Origin of the sequence: Limosilactobacillus frumenti DSM 13145, assembly GCF_001436045.1 — a bacterium.
Taxonomy (GTDB): domain Bacteria; phylum Bacillota; class Bacilli; order Lactobacillales; family Lactobacillaceae; genus Limosilactobacillus; species Limosilactobacillus frumenti.
In genome coordinates, this window is record NZ_AZER01000016.1 from 412,517 (window position 1) to 425,621 (window position 13,105).

A 13,105-nucleotide genomic window follows, 5' to 3' on the forward strand; every position below is an offset into this window, starting at 1 on the left:
TCCTCTTCACTTGTGTCTATATATTGTGATATATTTATTCCTGTGCTGGATTGCCCTGTGTCACAGCGATGTGATACTTAGCACTGGGTGAATTCAAGGAAAACCTAAGTCTTAATTGATATGGCAACCCTGAGCCAAGCTTTATTGAAGGTGCAACGCATAGGATTTATTCCCACGAGCGCCCAGCAACTCTAGTAGTTGAAAAGATATGCTGAACTGTATGGAAACATGCACAAGCTGAGGATAAAAAACCACAGCGATAACAAAATTGAAGAACGTATTAGACAGATTGCATAAACAAGTTGCTACGATGTCTGTAGCACCAAACGTTGCTAAGTCTCTAAGTCAAGCTAATAACTCTGTTGCATCTGGTGTGAACATTGCAAAGGAGATGAATAACTTAACGAAACCTATGACGTTTAATATGAAAGCAATTCTTGAACAAACTAATACGATTAGCGGTAAACAAGCACACTTTAGTCACCCTTCCTCCGGGTGGCTTTTTTCTTTGAAATACTGTTGTAAAGAATCAGTAGCATCATGATCGCTACCGTGCTGAATAAAGTTACATTTACCATTATTTATCTCCCATTGCTTCCAGAATCTTTACATGTGGATCCTGGTGTGCTTCGTACTGCTTTTCTGAGTAAAAAGTTTCAAACTTCTGATACTCTTTCAGATCAACCCGGCAATCATAGAGAAATACTTTTTGCCATGCCGGGTAATGATCCTGTGCCCAGGACTTGCGTCTTAGAAACGTTGAATAAGACATCGGGTTGTCCTTTTGGACACTCCACTCTTGGCAAAATTCTGAAATAGTGAGCTGGTATCTAAACGGGCTCATAACATCATCTCCTCTCTGCTATACTTGACTCATCTCCTGTGAAAGGAGGTGAATTTTGTGCCTAGATATTCTGAAAGTGATCTTAAAAGATTCGAAGAAAAAGATTATATGTTGCTCGATATGGCTCTTAAAAATGCAAAAGTCAACGGTAAAAAAGAGTTCAAAGTTAATATCCAAGCTTTTGATGAAGTTCCTAATTACGAGCGACACGTTTGGACTTGGGCTTCGAAAAATGGGATTGACTACTCCAAACCATTTGATGAGTTTATATTCCGTATCGATTAAGTAACTCAATAGCCCTATTAACCGACATCAGAAAAACCTTCTCTTGAACAATTAGTTCTATTTTTAGAGGCTGGGGATTAGCCAAGTTCGTTCTGTCTTGAGTAATTCGTTGATATAAAATTCCGTTGTAACGATTACTCTCAATAGCTGTTATTCCGATATGTCCTCTAAAAGTAAAAGTAAAATTCAAGTCACTATCCTCAATTACAAGTGCTCTCAGTTTCTGCTGAGGGTACTTTTTTTGTAGCCGTTCTAGCTTCTTTATTAGCTTCATTTCATCACCTCCTAATTAGCTTTGATATACTTGAGTCATCTCCTAATGAAAGGAGGTGAACTTTATGAAATTTGACATTTCCGGAGATGATTTTGATCCTAATCAAATTACCAAAGATATTAAGAACCAAATTCTCCATCAACCATTCGACACCAAATGCCCTAACTGCCATAGGAAATTCAAGGTTCAACTTGGCCACAATAAATGCCCTTACTGTGGCGCTAGCGTTAATGTAACCAAAGGCAAAGGCTGGGACTAATTTTGAGAAGTCAGTTTGCTTATTAGTGAGCTGGCTTTTTCTAGTTCAGCGTTTAATTCTTTTGCCTTCAAAAGCAGATTGCTTAATTTGGAGTCAATTTCCTTACTGTTATCAAATTCCATTTCAATGTGTTTGGTTATTTTTTCCATTTCATTTCCTCCTTATCTAAGCATTCACAATATTTTCTTTGAGGAACTTATTAATAAAGTATTGCTGTCCTTTCCCGGTTACCTTGGTAGTGATCTGCACGGTAGTATGACCGTCTGAGTGGGTGACTGCCGTTTCTTTTGTTTTAAACAGCCCCATCTCCATTGCTCGTTGTGTTGGTACGTTGCGATTGCTGCCTCGTTTTCCCAGATAACCGTTATTACGCATCCACTTAAATAAGCGGTTTTGACCAGTATCAATGCCGTTTTGTCGTAAAATCTTCGCAAGCTGACCAACTAAGATGCTGGTATGGCTTGTTGTTACTGCATCAGCAAAAATTGCTTTTGGCTTCATTACTTTGTTCTCTTCTTGAAGTTGCTTGCGCTTTTGCTGTTCTTCCTTCAACTGAGTAGCAAGATTGATAATCGTGTCTGGGTTAAGCAGTGCCTTTTCAATCGTCTGTGGTGTCATATAAACACCATGTTTACGAATTGATGGTAGAACTTCGTTTGTTACCCAATGCTGAAAACTTCTTGCTGTCTGATTGTTAGCCTTGATAGCTAACTCATAAAATTGTGGTTCGGTGATGTAATCGCCTTTCCCCACTTGTGGGGAATGTAAGTATTCTTGAACTCGTTCCCACCGAGCATATGTTTTCCCATTCTTGGTCTGGCTAATTCCCATACCAATGGCAGACTGCTCAGCGTCAAAATAAACTTCGCCGTTCTTTTCGACTACGTTTAAGTTCTTGCCTTGAAAATTAAATAATTGCGGTTGATTCATTTTTAAACCTCCTTGAATGAGCAAGACAAAGCTGCCACTCGTGAAGCACTTGAAAAGTTTTTTAACTAGCTAGTGCTTCTATAATTCGCGCTACTTTACTGATTTCTAAATCACTAAAGTGGCGTTTTTTTAATTTGAAATAAATTGTGTTTGCTTCAGCAATAACGTTTTTGTTTTCCATTTCATTGTCTCCTTAGTTAGCTCGTATGTAGTTTTTAAGTTTCTGATTAACTACTTTTGTAGTATGCAAAGCTAAAAAAATAGCATCGGTTGAAGTCTGAAAGACTTTAGCCATTCTATAAATAGCGTTAGCGCTTGGCTCTCTTATACCTTTTTCCCAATTATAAATTGATCCGGGAGTAACTTCTAACTTTTGTGCTAGTTGAAATCTTGATAGATGCGCTTCTTTACGCAACTGTGTTAGATCTTTGCTCAAGCTTATTCCTCCTCTCTTGCTTACAAATATATAATACTACATTCGTGGTAATAGTCAATACTTTTATACTACTTTTTTAAATATAATATCTTATCAACAACAACTTGTACTACAATATAAACAATCGTGGTAAGAATGGAGGAATATTAGCAATGATAGGAGATAGAATTAGAGAATTGCGTTCCGCACGCAGAATGTCTCAAACAGAATTAGCAAAAGCCATTCACGTATCTCAACAAGCAATAACGAAATGGGAAAACGGAAAATCTGAACCGTCTTCTAGTGCAATTGATGATATCGCTAATTATTTCAATGTATCATCAGACTATTTATTAGAACGGACTTCCGAAAAAACTCCTGACAAAGATTTATCAAAGAATCAAAAACTAGTCGCCTACTCTATCGACCCTAATATCTCAGATGAAGAACGTAAGGATATCATTGAGATGGTAAAGATTGCGATGAAGAACCGTCGTCGTGTTTAGGCGGTGATTCCATGGAAATGTCAGATTTAGAAAAGATCGAGGATCAACACCCCGAACTTAAATTCTACATGATTGATGTTCCTAATCCTCACTACCACGGACATATCGATGGGAACAACGTGTATATAAACGAAAACCAGCCCGAACTGGACTGGCTTGTAACTGCACTACACGAATGTGTGCATTCAGATTATGATTATGGTGATTTATCTGATGGAACCAGGTTTAGCACGAAAATCGCTGAGCGCTGGGCAATCAGAGAATCACGTCGAGAATATAATGCGATGCTTAATGGAAAATTAGCAAATTAGTATTACGTCCAAACGTGATCGACGTTAAAAGCTATTAGGAGGATTAAATCATGGATAATCAAAACACTTCAACACCTCAAAATGATAATAAGCAATATAAATTCTGCCAAAATTGTGGTGCAAAGATTGATGCTAAAGCTGTTGTATGTCCCAAATGCGGAGTTCCTGTCAATGGCAACAACGCTGAATCTAATTCAGAAGACCGGAACAACGGCTGGTGGAACCTGTTAGGATTCTTCTTCCCGATTGTCGGCTGGATTTTATGGGCCGTTTGGCATAAGGAATATCCTAAACGTGCTCACGGAATCTGCGTATGGTCCTGGGTTAGTTTTGGCATCAGCTTTGTCATCGGCTTCTTGAGCGTACTTTAAGGAATACTTAAATGAAATATTGTCCTAATTGTGGAAAACAAGTAGACCCAAAGGCAGTTATTTGTCCTCATTGCGGCGTTCCATTACCATCATCCGGTTCTTCTAGTACGCCAGCTACAACAACGGATGACACTGGATCTGTTTGGTGGGGCGTCCTTGGTTTCTTTATTCCTGTTGCCGGCCTTGTCCTTTATATTGTCTGGCATAATAGCGAGCCTAAGAACGCTAAATCAGCAGGAATTGGTGCTTTAATTCAAGTTGGTGTTTGGATTGCATTCGTTATTTTTTTCTTTTTCATTGCATTAGCAGCAGACTTGTCTGACTAGCAATCATTTAATGCCGGCCTCGTGCCGGATACATAAAACTATTGGGGGATTATTTATGAAAAAGATAAGTTTACTTTGCACCGCCCTGCTGGCGAATAAAAAATAGCTCTCCGGAGAAAGGAGTAATAAAAATGGGACTATTTAGTTCACGTGAAGATAAAATCAAAAAATTAGATGAACAGTTGAAAGACTTTGACGACGAATATATGTACAAAAAATTATTGAATTGGTTAGAGCAAAATGCTGATAACAGCTCAACTGACTTTGACCAGCTCGCCATTGCATATATCCTTCACCACGATCTGCAAGAGATTAAGCAAGCTATCGAGAATTTAAAATAAAAAGCCCTCTCCGGAGAAAGGACGTGTGAATAATGGATCCAAATCAATTAGAAGTGTTGAAAGAGTTTATCCCACAATCCAGCGTGGAACTATTACTTAACCCACTTGCACAAGGCGTTGGTTATACCATCAGCGGAATTTATTACGCTATTTTCGGTAAATTAATTAAGTATGGTGCTGCAAAGAAATAGGAAAGTCATTCATTAGCATGGTGATTTAATTGTTTGTAAATTTCTAATTTTTTATCGAATCGTTCTTCTGTTTTCGACACAAATAAGGTTATAACGTCACTCACGATCCGAATAGCAAATATTGTAATTACTGAACTTAAGACAACGCTTAAAATAACTGAAATGAGAATGATTTTTAGCATAATAATCTCCCTGAACATTAGTTTTGTCAATTATATCAATTAATTTTAAAACAACCAAACCCGTCGATTTTGACGGGTTTAAAAAGGATTCCAAAAGAACATACATTCGCATCGAAAGGAGGTGAACACTATGTGGGTAGAAAAAAGAGCAACTGGAACATATAAGTTTGTTGAGCAGTACAAAAGTCCTCTCACGGGCAAACGTAAGCGTGTTTCTGTAACTATGGATAAGAACACAGCACATACCCGTAAAGAAGCACAGGCGGCACTAGAAGCCAAAATCCAGCATCAATTAAAGCATGTTGACGACGGCAATTTAAAACACGGTATTACATTGCGTGAGTTGGCTACTGATTGGCTCAAAGACTACAAGCCAATGGTCAAATACCACACCTATGATAACTCCGCAAGCCGAGTTAAAGTTATGCTTAAACATATCGATGGTGATATCTTAGTTGAAAAGATTAAGCCGCTACTCATTGAGGACTTTTTGAACGGGATGATCTACAAAGATGACTATAAAAATTCAAGTGTCATGAAGTTCAAAGGTACTCTTGGGAATATGCTTCGCTATGCCTATAAGCACAACTACATCAAAGCGAATCCAATCGAGCAAGTAAATGTTCAGTATCGGACTGACGAAGCCAACGACGACACGTCTAAAAAGTTTCTTGACGACAATGAACTACACGAAGTACTTCGGTTCATGTATCATCGCTCACCGCATTACGGACGTTTCTGTGAGTTTCTATACCTGACTGGTATGAGATATGGTGAAGCGGCCTCGTTGCGCCGACAGGACATTTCACGGCGTGATGATGGTAAAGTAGTGGCTTCAATCAACGGAACACTGGTTAATGATCACAAACAAATGTCACCCAAAACCGGTAATAGTCGCCGTGATGTCACACTCAACGACAGGGCTGTACTGTTGCTAAATAAAGAATCGGTTGACCACCCAGCAAAATCAGAGTTTATCTTTGAATCACGACAGGGTCATCCACTTGGAAATACAATTCTCAACTATTGGCTTCGCCAAGCAAAGAGGAAATTTGATATTGATAAGGTAGTTTCTTTACACACGTTCAGGCACACGCATATTTCAAAACTCGCCGAGTTAGGTGTCCCACTATACTTGATTCAACATCGAGTTGGGCATAAAGACGCCACAACCACGAAAGATATTTATCTGCACGTAACAAAAAAAGCCGAGCAAAGGCTCGACTCAAAACTCAATTTCTTATAAGCTTTCCCCCTGAAGTCCCCCTAGCCAATCTAGGAGGGCTTTTGTAATCCATGGATATCAGTATTATCAAGGGGTTAGCTAACAAGCAGTTTATTCGGCAACTGGGTAAACAGAAACCTTCCGGTTGTCACGGCCCATGCGTTCAAACTTAACACGGCCAGCAACCTTAGCGTATAAAGTATCGTCACCGCCACGGCCAACGTTTTCACCTGGGTGAATGTGTGTACCACGTTGACGGTAGATAATTGATCCAGCTGTTACGATAGAACCATCAGCAGCCTTAGTACCAAGACGACGACCAGCTGAGTTCCGACCGTTGGCAGTGGAACCGCCCCCTTTGTGGTGGGAGAAGAATTGCAAATCCATAATCATAGTTGTTCACCTCCAGCAATGAACTAATTTTCAAACATTTTTACTTCAATGTTTTTAGGATAACTTTCTGCGATATCCTGCAACCCATTCAGAAAGGTTCGCATTAAGATTTGGGAATCATGCCCCACATCAATAGCAGATACCCGCAGGAAGCCACCATTATGCTCATCACTTTTTACCTCTGGCTTCGCACAAACAACGTGTTCTAAACCATTAATGGTAGAAATTGATAGGGCTGAGACAGCGGCACAAACAATATCTTGACCATATGGGCCTGAATCAGCGTGCCCTGTCATCTTAAATGCGGTAATACGGTGATCCGAATTAAGAATAAAATTAGCTCGAATCATGAGATTACCTCCACATTAAGCGTTGATCTTGTTAATAGTAACCTTAGTGTATGGTTGACGGTGACCTTGCTTAGTGTGAGTGTGCTTCTTAGGCTTGTACTTGAAGGTAACAACCTTCTTTTCCTTACCTTGCTTGTCAACAGTACCTTCAACAGAAGCACCATCTACTAATGGAGTTCCAATCTTAGTGCTGTCGCCACCTACGAAGATTACTTGGTCAAAAGTAACCTTGTCACCTTGCTTAGCATCAAGCTTTTCAACAAAGATTGATGAACCTTCTTCAACCTTGTATTGCTTGCCACCAGTAACGATAATAGCGTACATAAATTTGTGCACCTCCTTAATATCTAAGACTCGCCGAACCAAGCAGTATTAAATACTTTGAACTTGGCAGCGTGCGGTTGTAGTTGTTGGTTCACAAATACAACATTCGTATAATAGCAAAATTCCGCGCACACGTCAATAAAAAAAGGCAACGATTTCATAATCGCTGCCCAATATTTTCTTAGACATCCTCAAGTGCGGTCACTGGTTCTTTCTCAAAGAAATGAACCAGCGTCACATTATTGCTATCTAAGAAGTTCAACATTTTCTGAACACTTGTCGTCATGTACCGCGGCGTGTAAATCATGCCATCTTGCAGCCAATGCGACACAAGTCCAAGGAATGCTGAATCGATGAAGGAAATTTGCAAATTTAGTGGAACCTCTAACTGTTCAGTTGGGCTGGCAATTTGACGATAGTAATTTGCTAGCCGTTCCGACAGTCGATCATACAATTGTCCGTAAAAGAAATTGTTTTGTTTATTGTTCAACAACACATCGAATAAATCAGCCTCACCCTCGATGTACTGAAACGCCTTCTGAAGCGAGAATACTTGCACCGTGTGGCCTTTTTCAAAGCTGAGGTCCTCACTATCCACCATTACTTGATCAAAGAATTCATCTAAGATATGAGAAATTGCTGATTCGATGAAGTCCTGCTTATCCTTGTAATGCAAATAGAAAGTACCCCGGGTGATGTTGGCTGTTTCCGTAATCTTCTGCACACTGATGTCTTCGATCTTTTCACGACGCATCAAGTAAACAAGAGCTTTCCGCAAATTAGTTCTAGTTTTAACTACCCGCGGATCTGTTTTATTACTAGCCATAAATCATCATCCCTCCATTTTCAGCTTAAGTTCTCCTCACTTTCGTACTGCTACTTATTTATAGTATAGTTTCTGTTAGCGCTTTAGTCAAAGAATATAGGAATTTATTTTAATAATTATTTTATATGACTATAACAAGTGATTGACAAAATAATTGTCATAATTATATACTAAAAATTGGTCTGCAACGGTAGCTCAACTGGATAGAGCATCGGTCTTCTAAACCGAGGGTTGAGGGTTCGAGCCCCTCTCGTTGCATAATATTCAATCGTGAAGTCCTTGTTTTACCAAGGGCTTTTTATTTTGCTTACCAATCTAACACTGGCCTAAATTTTAATATATTGTAATTTTTCTAAATATTAGTTAAAGAACCGCCACTTATAGCAACAAATTGATTGCATAATTATAGGATCTTTCCATAATATAGAATTAGACCATGCTTTTTGAGGTGAGCTATTATGTTACCATTAATTGTAATTGTATTAATTTTAGTTGGCTCAGTAGTTGGTCAAATTGTCTTTGGAAATAATGAATCTACTACTGACCAAGCAAGCGACAACGTAAACAGTCGCGAACATTATCGTAGTCGAAGAGCATAGCTTTCATAAAAAAGGATCTAGCGGGTATGCCGCTAGACCCTTTTTTATTAATTTGCCCATTGTTCTGTTTGGCCCTGAATGTGCTGTTCATAAACAGCCATAATTTCGTGGTCTGATAATTGAAAATCAACTAGTCCCATCTTCAACAACAGGTGCCAAGCATGGCGAAAGTCATCTTGTCGGTTGCTATAAAATCCCCCTTGCAAGAAATGCTTAATCGCTAGATATTCCTTATTAAGGTCTTCTAACTTAGTGGCGCGATCAGCTGTCGTAATGCGCTTTAAAGTTGCGTCATCAACAACCACCAGATGAGTCCACTGGCGTTTAGCACTGTACAATAGCAAGAGCTCCACAGCGTTAACGTAGTGGTTTAATAATGATGATTGATCCGGCTCTTCATCAGATAAAACCTTATACCAGCCAGCCTGGTCTGCCAACTTGGCCAATTCAACATCAAGGGCCGTAAAGATCGTTTGTTGACGCACGCGGGGCCCAATCTCTAACTCTTTTGCATCATCCACTGCTAATTCCAAATCAATAACCTGGTGCAGCATTTTAGTAATATTCATATTATTCCTCCTGAAATTCAGAAAGAGTAAGTGGAAGATGATTATTCATCCCCACCTACTCTTTTCTATCGTCTATTCTTGATCCAATGGCGTCACACTACCATCTGGGTGGCAAATGACGGTTGGCTCAGTTGCCACGGGATCGTCTGTAACTGCCATGGACGACTGATCATCCGCAAATAACAACGGGTCCGACTTAACGGCCAATGCTTCCCGCTGTTGTAAGTACCACTGGCGAACAAGTTGATAATGCAATAACAGGTCAAAGAATGATACTTGATTATCGGGATCCTGAACCTTAAAGAACCATTGCTGACTATAATCATCAGGGTCAAACTGCAAGTCCATCTTGATCCCACGATCCAATCGCAATTCCGCCCCATTATTTTGTGGAAGGTTTAAAAGCATGTAGTCAAATTCAGCGGTAGCAACGAAGAGTCGGTCAATTACTGTTAAAGATAATGTTGGTTGTTGAAGGGCAAAGTGCTGATCATTATTGACATCTAAGATACCAAGGTCAATGACAAAATCAAGGTCCGCTGCTAATGCATGTGCAAAGGCCAAAAGTGGCTTGACGGCCGCCCGAATGTCCAAGTCAGAGTATTCCCGTTGCAGAGCAATAATGAAGTAGTTAACCAGTGCCCGGTTATTGAAACGCAACATTTTATGCTTCAAATTCAGGTACAGTAACGCTTCTTGACCTTGGGTTTCAATTAACTGCGCAGTCCCGTTGGCATCAATAATGAACTTAAAATGGACCTGGTCTCCAAGAGAACTAATGGTGGCGTAAAAATCATGGTGATCTAAGTCTTCTTGAATTTGAAAATCAGTATTAGAATGCATTTCCAGTAGCCGGCCCATCAAAAGCAGGTAGTAATCAGTCGGTTGGTAATGCTGCGGAAACTTGACGAAGACATTATCAAGGTCAAATGTTACTAACTGTTGAGCCGCATCAAGTAATTCGGCAGCAGACTCTGTTTCAGCTAACTGCTTAAGAAGCTGAACATATTGTTGACCGAGTGTTAATCCCGTCGTCAGTGAATCGGCCAGTAATGAAACTTGCTTAGAAGGTGAAGCCGTTAATTGATTATTCGCCATCAGTATTCACCTGCTTTTCATCATCGTTCAGGCTGGCTAAGTAGCTGGCATATAAGTTGCGATTGGCTAATTCAAAGTCTTCAAACGAACCAAAAGTATCAATAATACTCTTTTGTTCATAACTTAAAATCGTATTTTCTTTTGATAGGGCAAGAACTACTTGTTCGTTATCCTTAATGGTTTGAGCTGCCGTCCGCGATTCTTGTTCTTCACTCTCTAATTTTTGCAGAGCGTCAACAATATTCTGCCGACTTTCCTTATTCTTACTACTTTCCCAAATACCAGAGTGCGAGCTAACCTCCTTTAATTGATCCTGCAACTTAGCACGCCGTTCTTCACGTTCTCGTTGGTGATCAATTAAATCTTGCAGTCGGTCGTTCTCTTGAGAGATTTTATCAATCTTGTCACTGTTATACCGCTTGTTTTCATGAACTAATTCAAAGGACTTTTGCAACTTGGCATATTCGTCCTGGTTGAACAGAAAACGCACATTTAAGACGTCCAACTCACCGAATTCACGCCGGTCCCACCAATTACCAAAGTAAATCCGGTAATGACCAGTTTGATATTCCTCATAGTAAAAGAACGGGTAGGCCTTCCCTAAATAGTCAATTAAGTTGACACTTAGGTAATGACTTAGTTGGTCAACCAAGTCATCAACTAAGGACATGACACTTTGATTATTGGACTGCTGCTCCCGATGTTCAATTTCTTTAGCGTATCGTTGGTTATCTAATAACTGGTAAATGCGCCGGTCTTGGTGATCGGCAACTGCTGCCTTAAATTGCTGCAAAAAATCAATTTTATTAACAATTTGATTGTTGATTAATGCAGCGACTTCTTGGGCAGATTGTTGATGTTGTTCTGTGGCCATATCCACCGCTCCTTATGTTATTACTAAGGTTAATCTTAATCGACTTGTCAACACTTTTAAAGATCTTAATAAATTATTGAAGGCTTTCTTTACATTTAACGACGATCAGTTGCTTTTTAACCAGCCACGATTATAATGAAGTTAACGGTTGAAGTTATTCAACTGTTTTGAAGCGTTTCGGAAAGAGGCGAAGTTTATTATGGCACTTAGTAAGCAAGAACGGAAGGAAATGGCTCGTAAAGCCATGGAAAAGCGTGGCAGCAAGAAGCCAGATGGCTCTGGTTTCGCCAGAATCGATGCTGACGCCAAGAAACTGAGCGAATAACTTTTTGAAGCAATTCACTTAAAAACGCGACTGGTTTTAATCAGTCGCGTTTTTTCTTATTTAAATTGTTCACTTGCTACGTACTTAGCTAAGCGGTCCATTCCCTCGCGAATTTGATCCATGCTGGTTGCATAGCTAAACCGTAAGTAACCTTCACCACCAGCTCCGAAGAATGACCCAGCGGTGACAGCAACCCGGGCTTTTTTGACAATATCATAAATAATCTTTGTATCGTCTTGTTCCAAGCCAGCGGGAATTTTAGCGAAAATATAGAAAGCGCCCATTGGTTGGGTACATTCAAAGCCCATCGCGGTTAACCGCTTATACATATAATCACGCCGCTGAATGTACTTAGCGTCCATTTCATGAGTAGCCTTTAAGCCACCACGTAAGGCTGCCTCGGCGGCGTCTTGACTGAAGGTTGCCACGTCCGTCATCACGAAAGAGTGAACCTTAAAGATTTCATTAGTAACTGCGGCTGGTGCACACAAGTATCCAATCCGCCAGCCAGTCATGGCGTATGACTTGGACAAGCCATTAGTTAAAATGGTTTGGTCTGGCAGGGGCCGAGCCATTGATGAATATTCACCATCATAGTTCAGTTCACTATAAATTTCGTCACAAATGGCAAAAATTGGTTTCCCCTTAATCAACCCTGCTAATTTGTCTAATTCATCCTGACTGTAAGCAATTCCTGTCGGGTTCGAAGGGTTTACGAAGATCACACCCTTAACCCGATCGCCGTACTTATCCAAGTAGCCCTTTAGGAGGTCGGGAGTTACCTTAAAGTTGGTGTGGGAGGTATCAACTTCAACCGCTGTTCCTCCAGCCATCGTCACATCTGGAGTATAAATGGAGAAGGTTGGTGTGGGTACTAAGATCACATCGCCAGGGTTAGTAATTGCCATGATTGCCGAAAAGATTCCTTCCGTTACCCCATTGGTAATTAAGATTTCAGTCTTGGGATCGTAATGCAAGTCATAATTAGTGGCAAGACTCTCAGCAACGGCTGACAGTAATCCCGTTGTCCCCCGCTGTGGCGCGTAATGTGTCCGGTTATTTTGAATAGCCTTAATTCCTGCCTGCTTAATATACTCGGGTGTATTAAAATCTGGTTCCCCAACTGTGAATTTAATAACATCATTGAACTGAGAAGCATACTGACTAAACTCGAAAATTTTGAGCTTGGGAACATCCTTAAGGACAGACCGCATATGTTTACTCATTTCCACCATCTAAATCATTCCTTTTCTATTTCCTAAATATAGGGTAGTAGTTTGTGCATAA

At 40.0% G+C, this 13,105-nt stretch carries 24 protein-coding genes, 1 tRNA gene and 1 other annotated feature; of the genes, 12 read left to right on the forward strand and 13 right to left on the reverse strand.

Annotated elements, in window-relative coordinates; genetic code table 11:
* Positions 1 to 289 precede the first annotated feature (289 nt).
* Positions 290 to 544 (forward strand): hypothetical protein, encoded by a 255-nt coding sequence (locus tag FD27_RS08775; protein WP_162258507.1) that lies wholly within the window; start codon positions 290 to 292, stop codon positions 542 to 544.
* Between the two features lie 33 nt (positions 545 to 577).
* Here FD27_RS08775 and FD27_RS06600 read toward each other — a convergent pair whose 3' ends face one another.
* Entirely contained in the window at positions 578 to 844 is a 267-nt protein-coding gene (locus FD27_RS06600) for a hypothetical protein (protein ID WP_057751413.1), read from the reverse strand.
* Between the two features lie 57 nt (positions 845 to 901).
* On the opposite strand from FD27_RS06600, the gene FD27_RS06605 reads away from it, so the two are divergent.
* The gene (locus tag FD27_RS06605; protein ID WP_057751416.1) at positions 902 to 1,129 is read left to right on the forward strand and encodes a hypothetical protein; all 228 of its coding nucleotides are present in this window, start codon (positions 902 to 904) and stop codon (positions 1,127 to 1,129) included.
* Here the strand turns inward: FD27_RS06605 and FD27_RS06610 are convergent.
* Positions 1,110 to 1,403 carry a hypothetical protein gene (locus tag FD27_RS06610; protein ID WP_057751419.1) on the reverse strand — a complete coding sequence of 98 codons (294 nt, stop codon included), beginning with the start codon at positions 1,401 to 1,403 and terminating at the stop codon, positions 1,110 to 1,112. The genes FD27_RS06605 and FD27_RS06610 overlap by 20 nt on opposite strands.
* Before the next feature lie 64 nt (positions 1,404 to 1,467).
* On the opposite strand from FD27_RS06610, the gene FD27_RS06615 reads away from it, so the two are divergent.
* A complete protein-coding gene (locus FD27_RS06615) occupies positions 1,468 to 1,662 on the forward strand; it encodes a hypothetical protein (RefSeq protein ID WP_057751428.1) in 195 nt (64 codons plus the stop codon).
* On the opposite strand, the gene FD27_RS08725 is transcribed toward FD27_RS06615, so the two are convergent.
* The 3 genes from FD27_RS08725 to FD27_RS06625 all read right to left on the reverse strand — a co-directional run bounded on the left by FD27_RS08725 (position 1,659) and on the right by FD27_RS06625 (position 3,028).
* Positions 1,659 to 1,811, reverse strand: a complete 153-nt coding sequence (locus FD27_RS08725) for a hypothetical protein (protein ID WP_157055089.1) — start codon at positions 1,809 to 1,811, stop codon at positions 1,659 to 1,661. The two genes, FD27_RS06615 and FD27_RS08725, sit on opposite strands and share 4 nt — an antisense overlap.
* Before the next feature lie 16 nt (positions 1,812 to 1,827).
* A complete protein-coding gene (locus tag FD27_RS06620) occupies positions 1,828 to 2,592 on the reverse strand; it encodes a phage antirepressor KilAC domain-containing protein (RefSeq protein WP_057751437.1) in 765 nt (254 codons plus the stop codon).
* Between the two features lie 193 nt (positions 2,593 to 2,785).
* Positions 2,786 to 3,028, reverse strand: a complete 243-nt coding sequence (locus FD27_RS06625; RefSeq protein ID WP_057751449.1) for a helix-turn-helix transcriptional regulator — start codon at positions 3,026 to 3,028, stop codon at positions 2,786 to 2,788.
* Between the two features lie 152 nt (positions 3,029 to 3,180).
* Here FD27_RS06625 and FD27_RS06630 point away from each other — a divergent pair, with 152 nt between their 5' ends.
* From FD27_RS06630 to FD27_RS06655, 7 genes are all read left to right on the forward strand, one after another.
* Positions 3,181 to 3,513: a helix-turn-helix domain-containing protein gene (locus FD27_RS06630; RefSeq protein WP_057751460.1), complete on the forward strand. Its 333-nt coding sequence runs from the start codon at positions 3,181 to 3,183 to the stop codon at positions 3,511 to 3,513.
* An 11-nt stretch (positions 3,514 to 3,524) separates the two neighbouring features.
* Positions 3,525 to 3,824, forward strand: coding sequence for a hypothetical protein (locus tag FD27_RS06635; protein ID WP_057751468.1), 300 nt, complete (start codon positions 3,525 to 3,527; stop codon positions 3,822 to 3,824).
* Positions 3,825 to 3,874: 50 nt separating this feature from the next.
* A complete protein-coding gene (locus tag FD27_RS06640; RefSeq protein WP_057751479.1) occupies positions 3,875 to 4,195 on the forward strand; it encodes a zinc-ribbon domain-containing protein in 321 nt (106 codons plus the stop codon).
* Between the two features lie 11 nt (positions 4,196 to 4,206).
* Positions 4,207 to 4,521: a zinc-ribbon domain-containing protein gene (locus FD27_RS06645; protein ID WP_057751488.1), complete on the forward strand. Its 315-nt coding sequence runs from the start codon at positions 4,207 to 4,209 to the stop codon at positions 4,519 to 4,521.
* Positions 4,522 to 4,652: 131 nt separating this feature from the next.
* Complete coding sequence (locus FD27_RS06650; protein ID WP_057751502.1) at positions 4,653 to 4,862, forward strand: hypothetical protein; 210 nt, start codon at positions 4,653 to 4,655, stop codon at positions 4,860 to 4,862.
* 32 nt (positions 4,863 to 4,894) lie between these two features.
* Positions 4,895 to 5,053, forward strand: a complete 159-nt coding sequence (locus FD27_RS08730) for a hypothetical protein (protein WP_157055090.1) — start codon at positions 4,895 to 4,897, stop codon at positions 5,051 to 5,053.
* A gap of 312 nt (positions 5,054 to 5,365) precedes the next feature.
* Positions 5,366 to 6,481, forward strand: a complete 1,116-nt coding sequence (locus FD27_RS06655; protein WP_057751518.1) for a tyrosine-type recombinase/integrase — start codon at positions 5,366 to 5,368, stop codon at positions 6,479 to 6,481.
* A 90-nt stretch (positions 6,482 to 6,571) separates the two neighbouring features.
* Here FD27_RS06655 and rpmA read toward each other — a convergent pair whose 3' ends face one another.
* The 4 genes from rpmA to FD27_RS06675 form a co-directional block, all read right to left on the reverse strand.
* Positions 6,572 to 6,853 carry a 50S ribosomal protein L27 gene (rpmA, locus tag FD27_RS06660; protein WP_057751533.1) on the reverse strand — a complete coding sequence of 94 codons (282 nt, stop codon included), beginning with the start codon at positions 6,851 to 6,853 and terminating at the stop codon, positions 6,572 to 6,574.
* Positions 6,854 to 6,876: 23 nt separating this feature from the next.
* Positions 6,877 to 7,203 (reverse strand): ribosomal-processing cysteine protease Prp, encoded by a 327-nt coding sequence (locus tag FD27_RS06665; protein WP_057751544.1) that lies wholly within the window; start codon positions 7,201 to 7,203, stop codon positions 6,877 to 6,879.
* Between the two features lie 15 nt (positions 7,204 to 7,218).
* Positions 7,219 to 7,527, reverse strand: a complete 309-nt coding sequence (rplU, locus tag FD27_RS06670) for a 50S ribosomal protein L21 (RefSeq protein ID WP_057751557.1) — start codon at positions 7,525 to 7,527, stop codon at positions 7,219 to 7,221.
* 16 nt (positions 7,528 to 7,543) lie between these two features.
* Positions 7,544 to 7,616: a sequence feature (ribosomal protein L21 leader region), on the reverse strand.
* A gap of 92 nt (positions 7,617 to 7,708) precedes the next feature.
* Positions 7,709 to 8,353, reverse strand: a complete 645-nt coding sequence (locus FD27_RS06675; protein ID WP_057751565.1) for a TetR/AcrR family transcriptional regulator — start codon at positions 8,351 to 8,353, stop codon at positions 7,709 to 7,711.
* A 184-nt stretch (positions 8,354 to 8,537) separates the two neighbouring features.
* Between FD27_RS06675 and FD27_RS06680 the strand changes: the two genes are divergently transcribed.
* Positions 8,538 to 8,611: transfer RNA gene (locus tag FD27_RS06680), tRNA-Arg, on the forward strand.
* A gap of 388 nt (positions 8,612 to 8,999) precedes the next feature.
* Here FD27_RS06680 and FD27_RS06685 read toward each other — a convergent pair.
* The 3 genes from FD27_RS06685 to FD27_RS06695 all read right to left on the reverse strand — a co-directional run bounded on the left by FD27_RS06685 (position 9,000) and on the right by FD27_RS06695 (position 11,493).
* Positions 9,000 to 9,521 carry a hypothetical protein gene (locus FD27_RS06685; RefSeq protein WP_057751576.1) on the reverse strand — a complete coding sequence of 174 codons (522 nt, stop codon included), beginning with the start codon at positions 9,519 to 9,521 and terminating at the stop codon, positions 9,000 to 9,002.
* A gap of 72 nt (positions 9,522 to 9,593) precedes the next feature.
* On the reverse strand, positions 9,594 to 10,619 hold the full coding sequence (locus FD27_RS06690; protein ID WP_057751589.1) for a hypothetical protein: 1,026 nt from the start codon (positions 10,617 to 10,619) through the stop codon (positions 9,594 to 9,596).
* A complete protein-coding gene (locus tag FD27_RS06695; protein ID WP_057751598.1) occupies positions 10,609 to 11,493 on the reverse strand; it encodes a hypothetical protein in 885 nt (294 codons plus the stop codon). Before FD27_RS06695 ends, FD27_RS06690 begins: the two co-directional genes overlap by 11 nt.
* 199 nt (positions 11,494 to 11,692) lie before the next feature.
* On the opposite strand from FD27_RS06695, the gene FD27_RS09000 reads away from it, so the two are divergent.
* Positions 11,693 to 11,818 (forward strand): hypothetical protein, encoded by a 126-nt coding sequence (locus FD27_RS09000; RefSeq protein ID WP_268872916.1) that lies wholly within the window; start codon positions 11,693 to 11,695, stop codon positions 11,816 to 11,818.
* Positions 11,819 to 11,874: 56 nt separating this feature from the next.
* Here the strand turns inward: FD27_RS09000 and FD27_RS06700 are convergent, their stop codons facing one another.
* Complete coding sequence (locus FD27_RS06700) at positions 11,875 to 13,053, reverse strand: aminotransferase class I/II-fold pyridoxal phosphate-dependent enzyme (RefSeq protein WP_057751611.1); 1,179 nt, start codon at positions 13,051 to 13,053, stop codon at positions 11,875 to 11,877.
* Between the last annotated feature and the right edge of the window lie 52 nt (positions 13,054 to 13,105).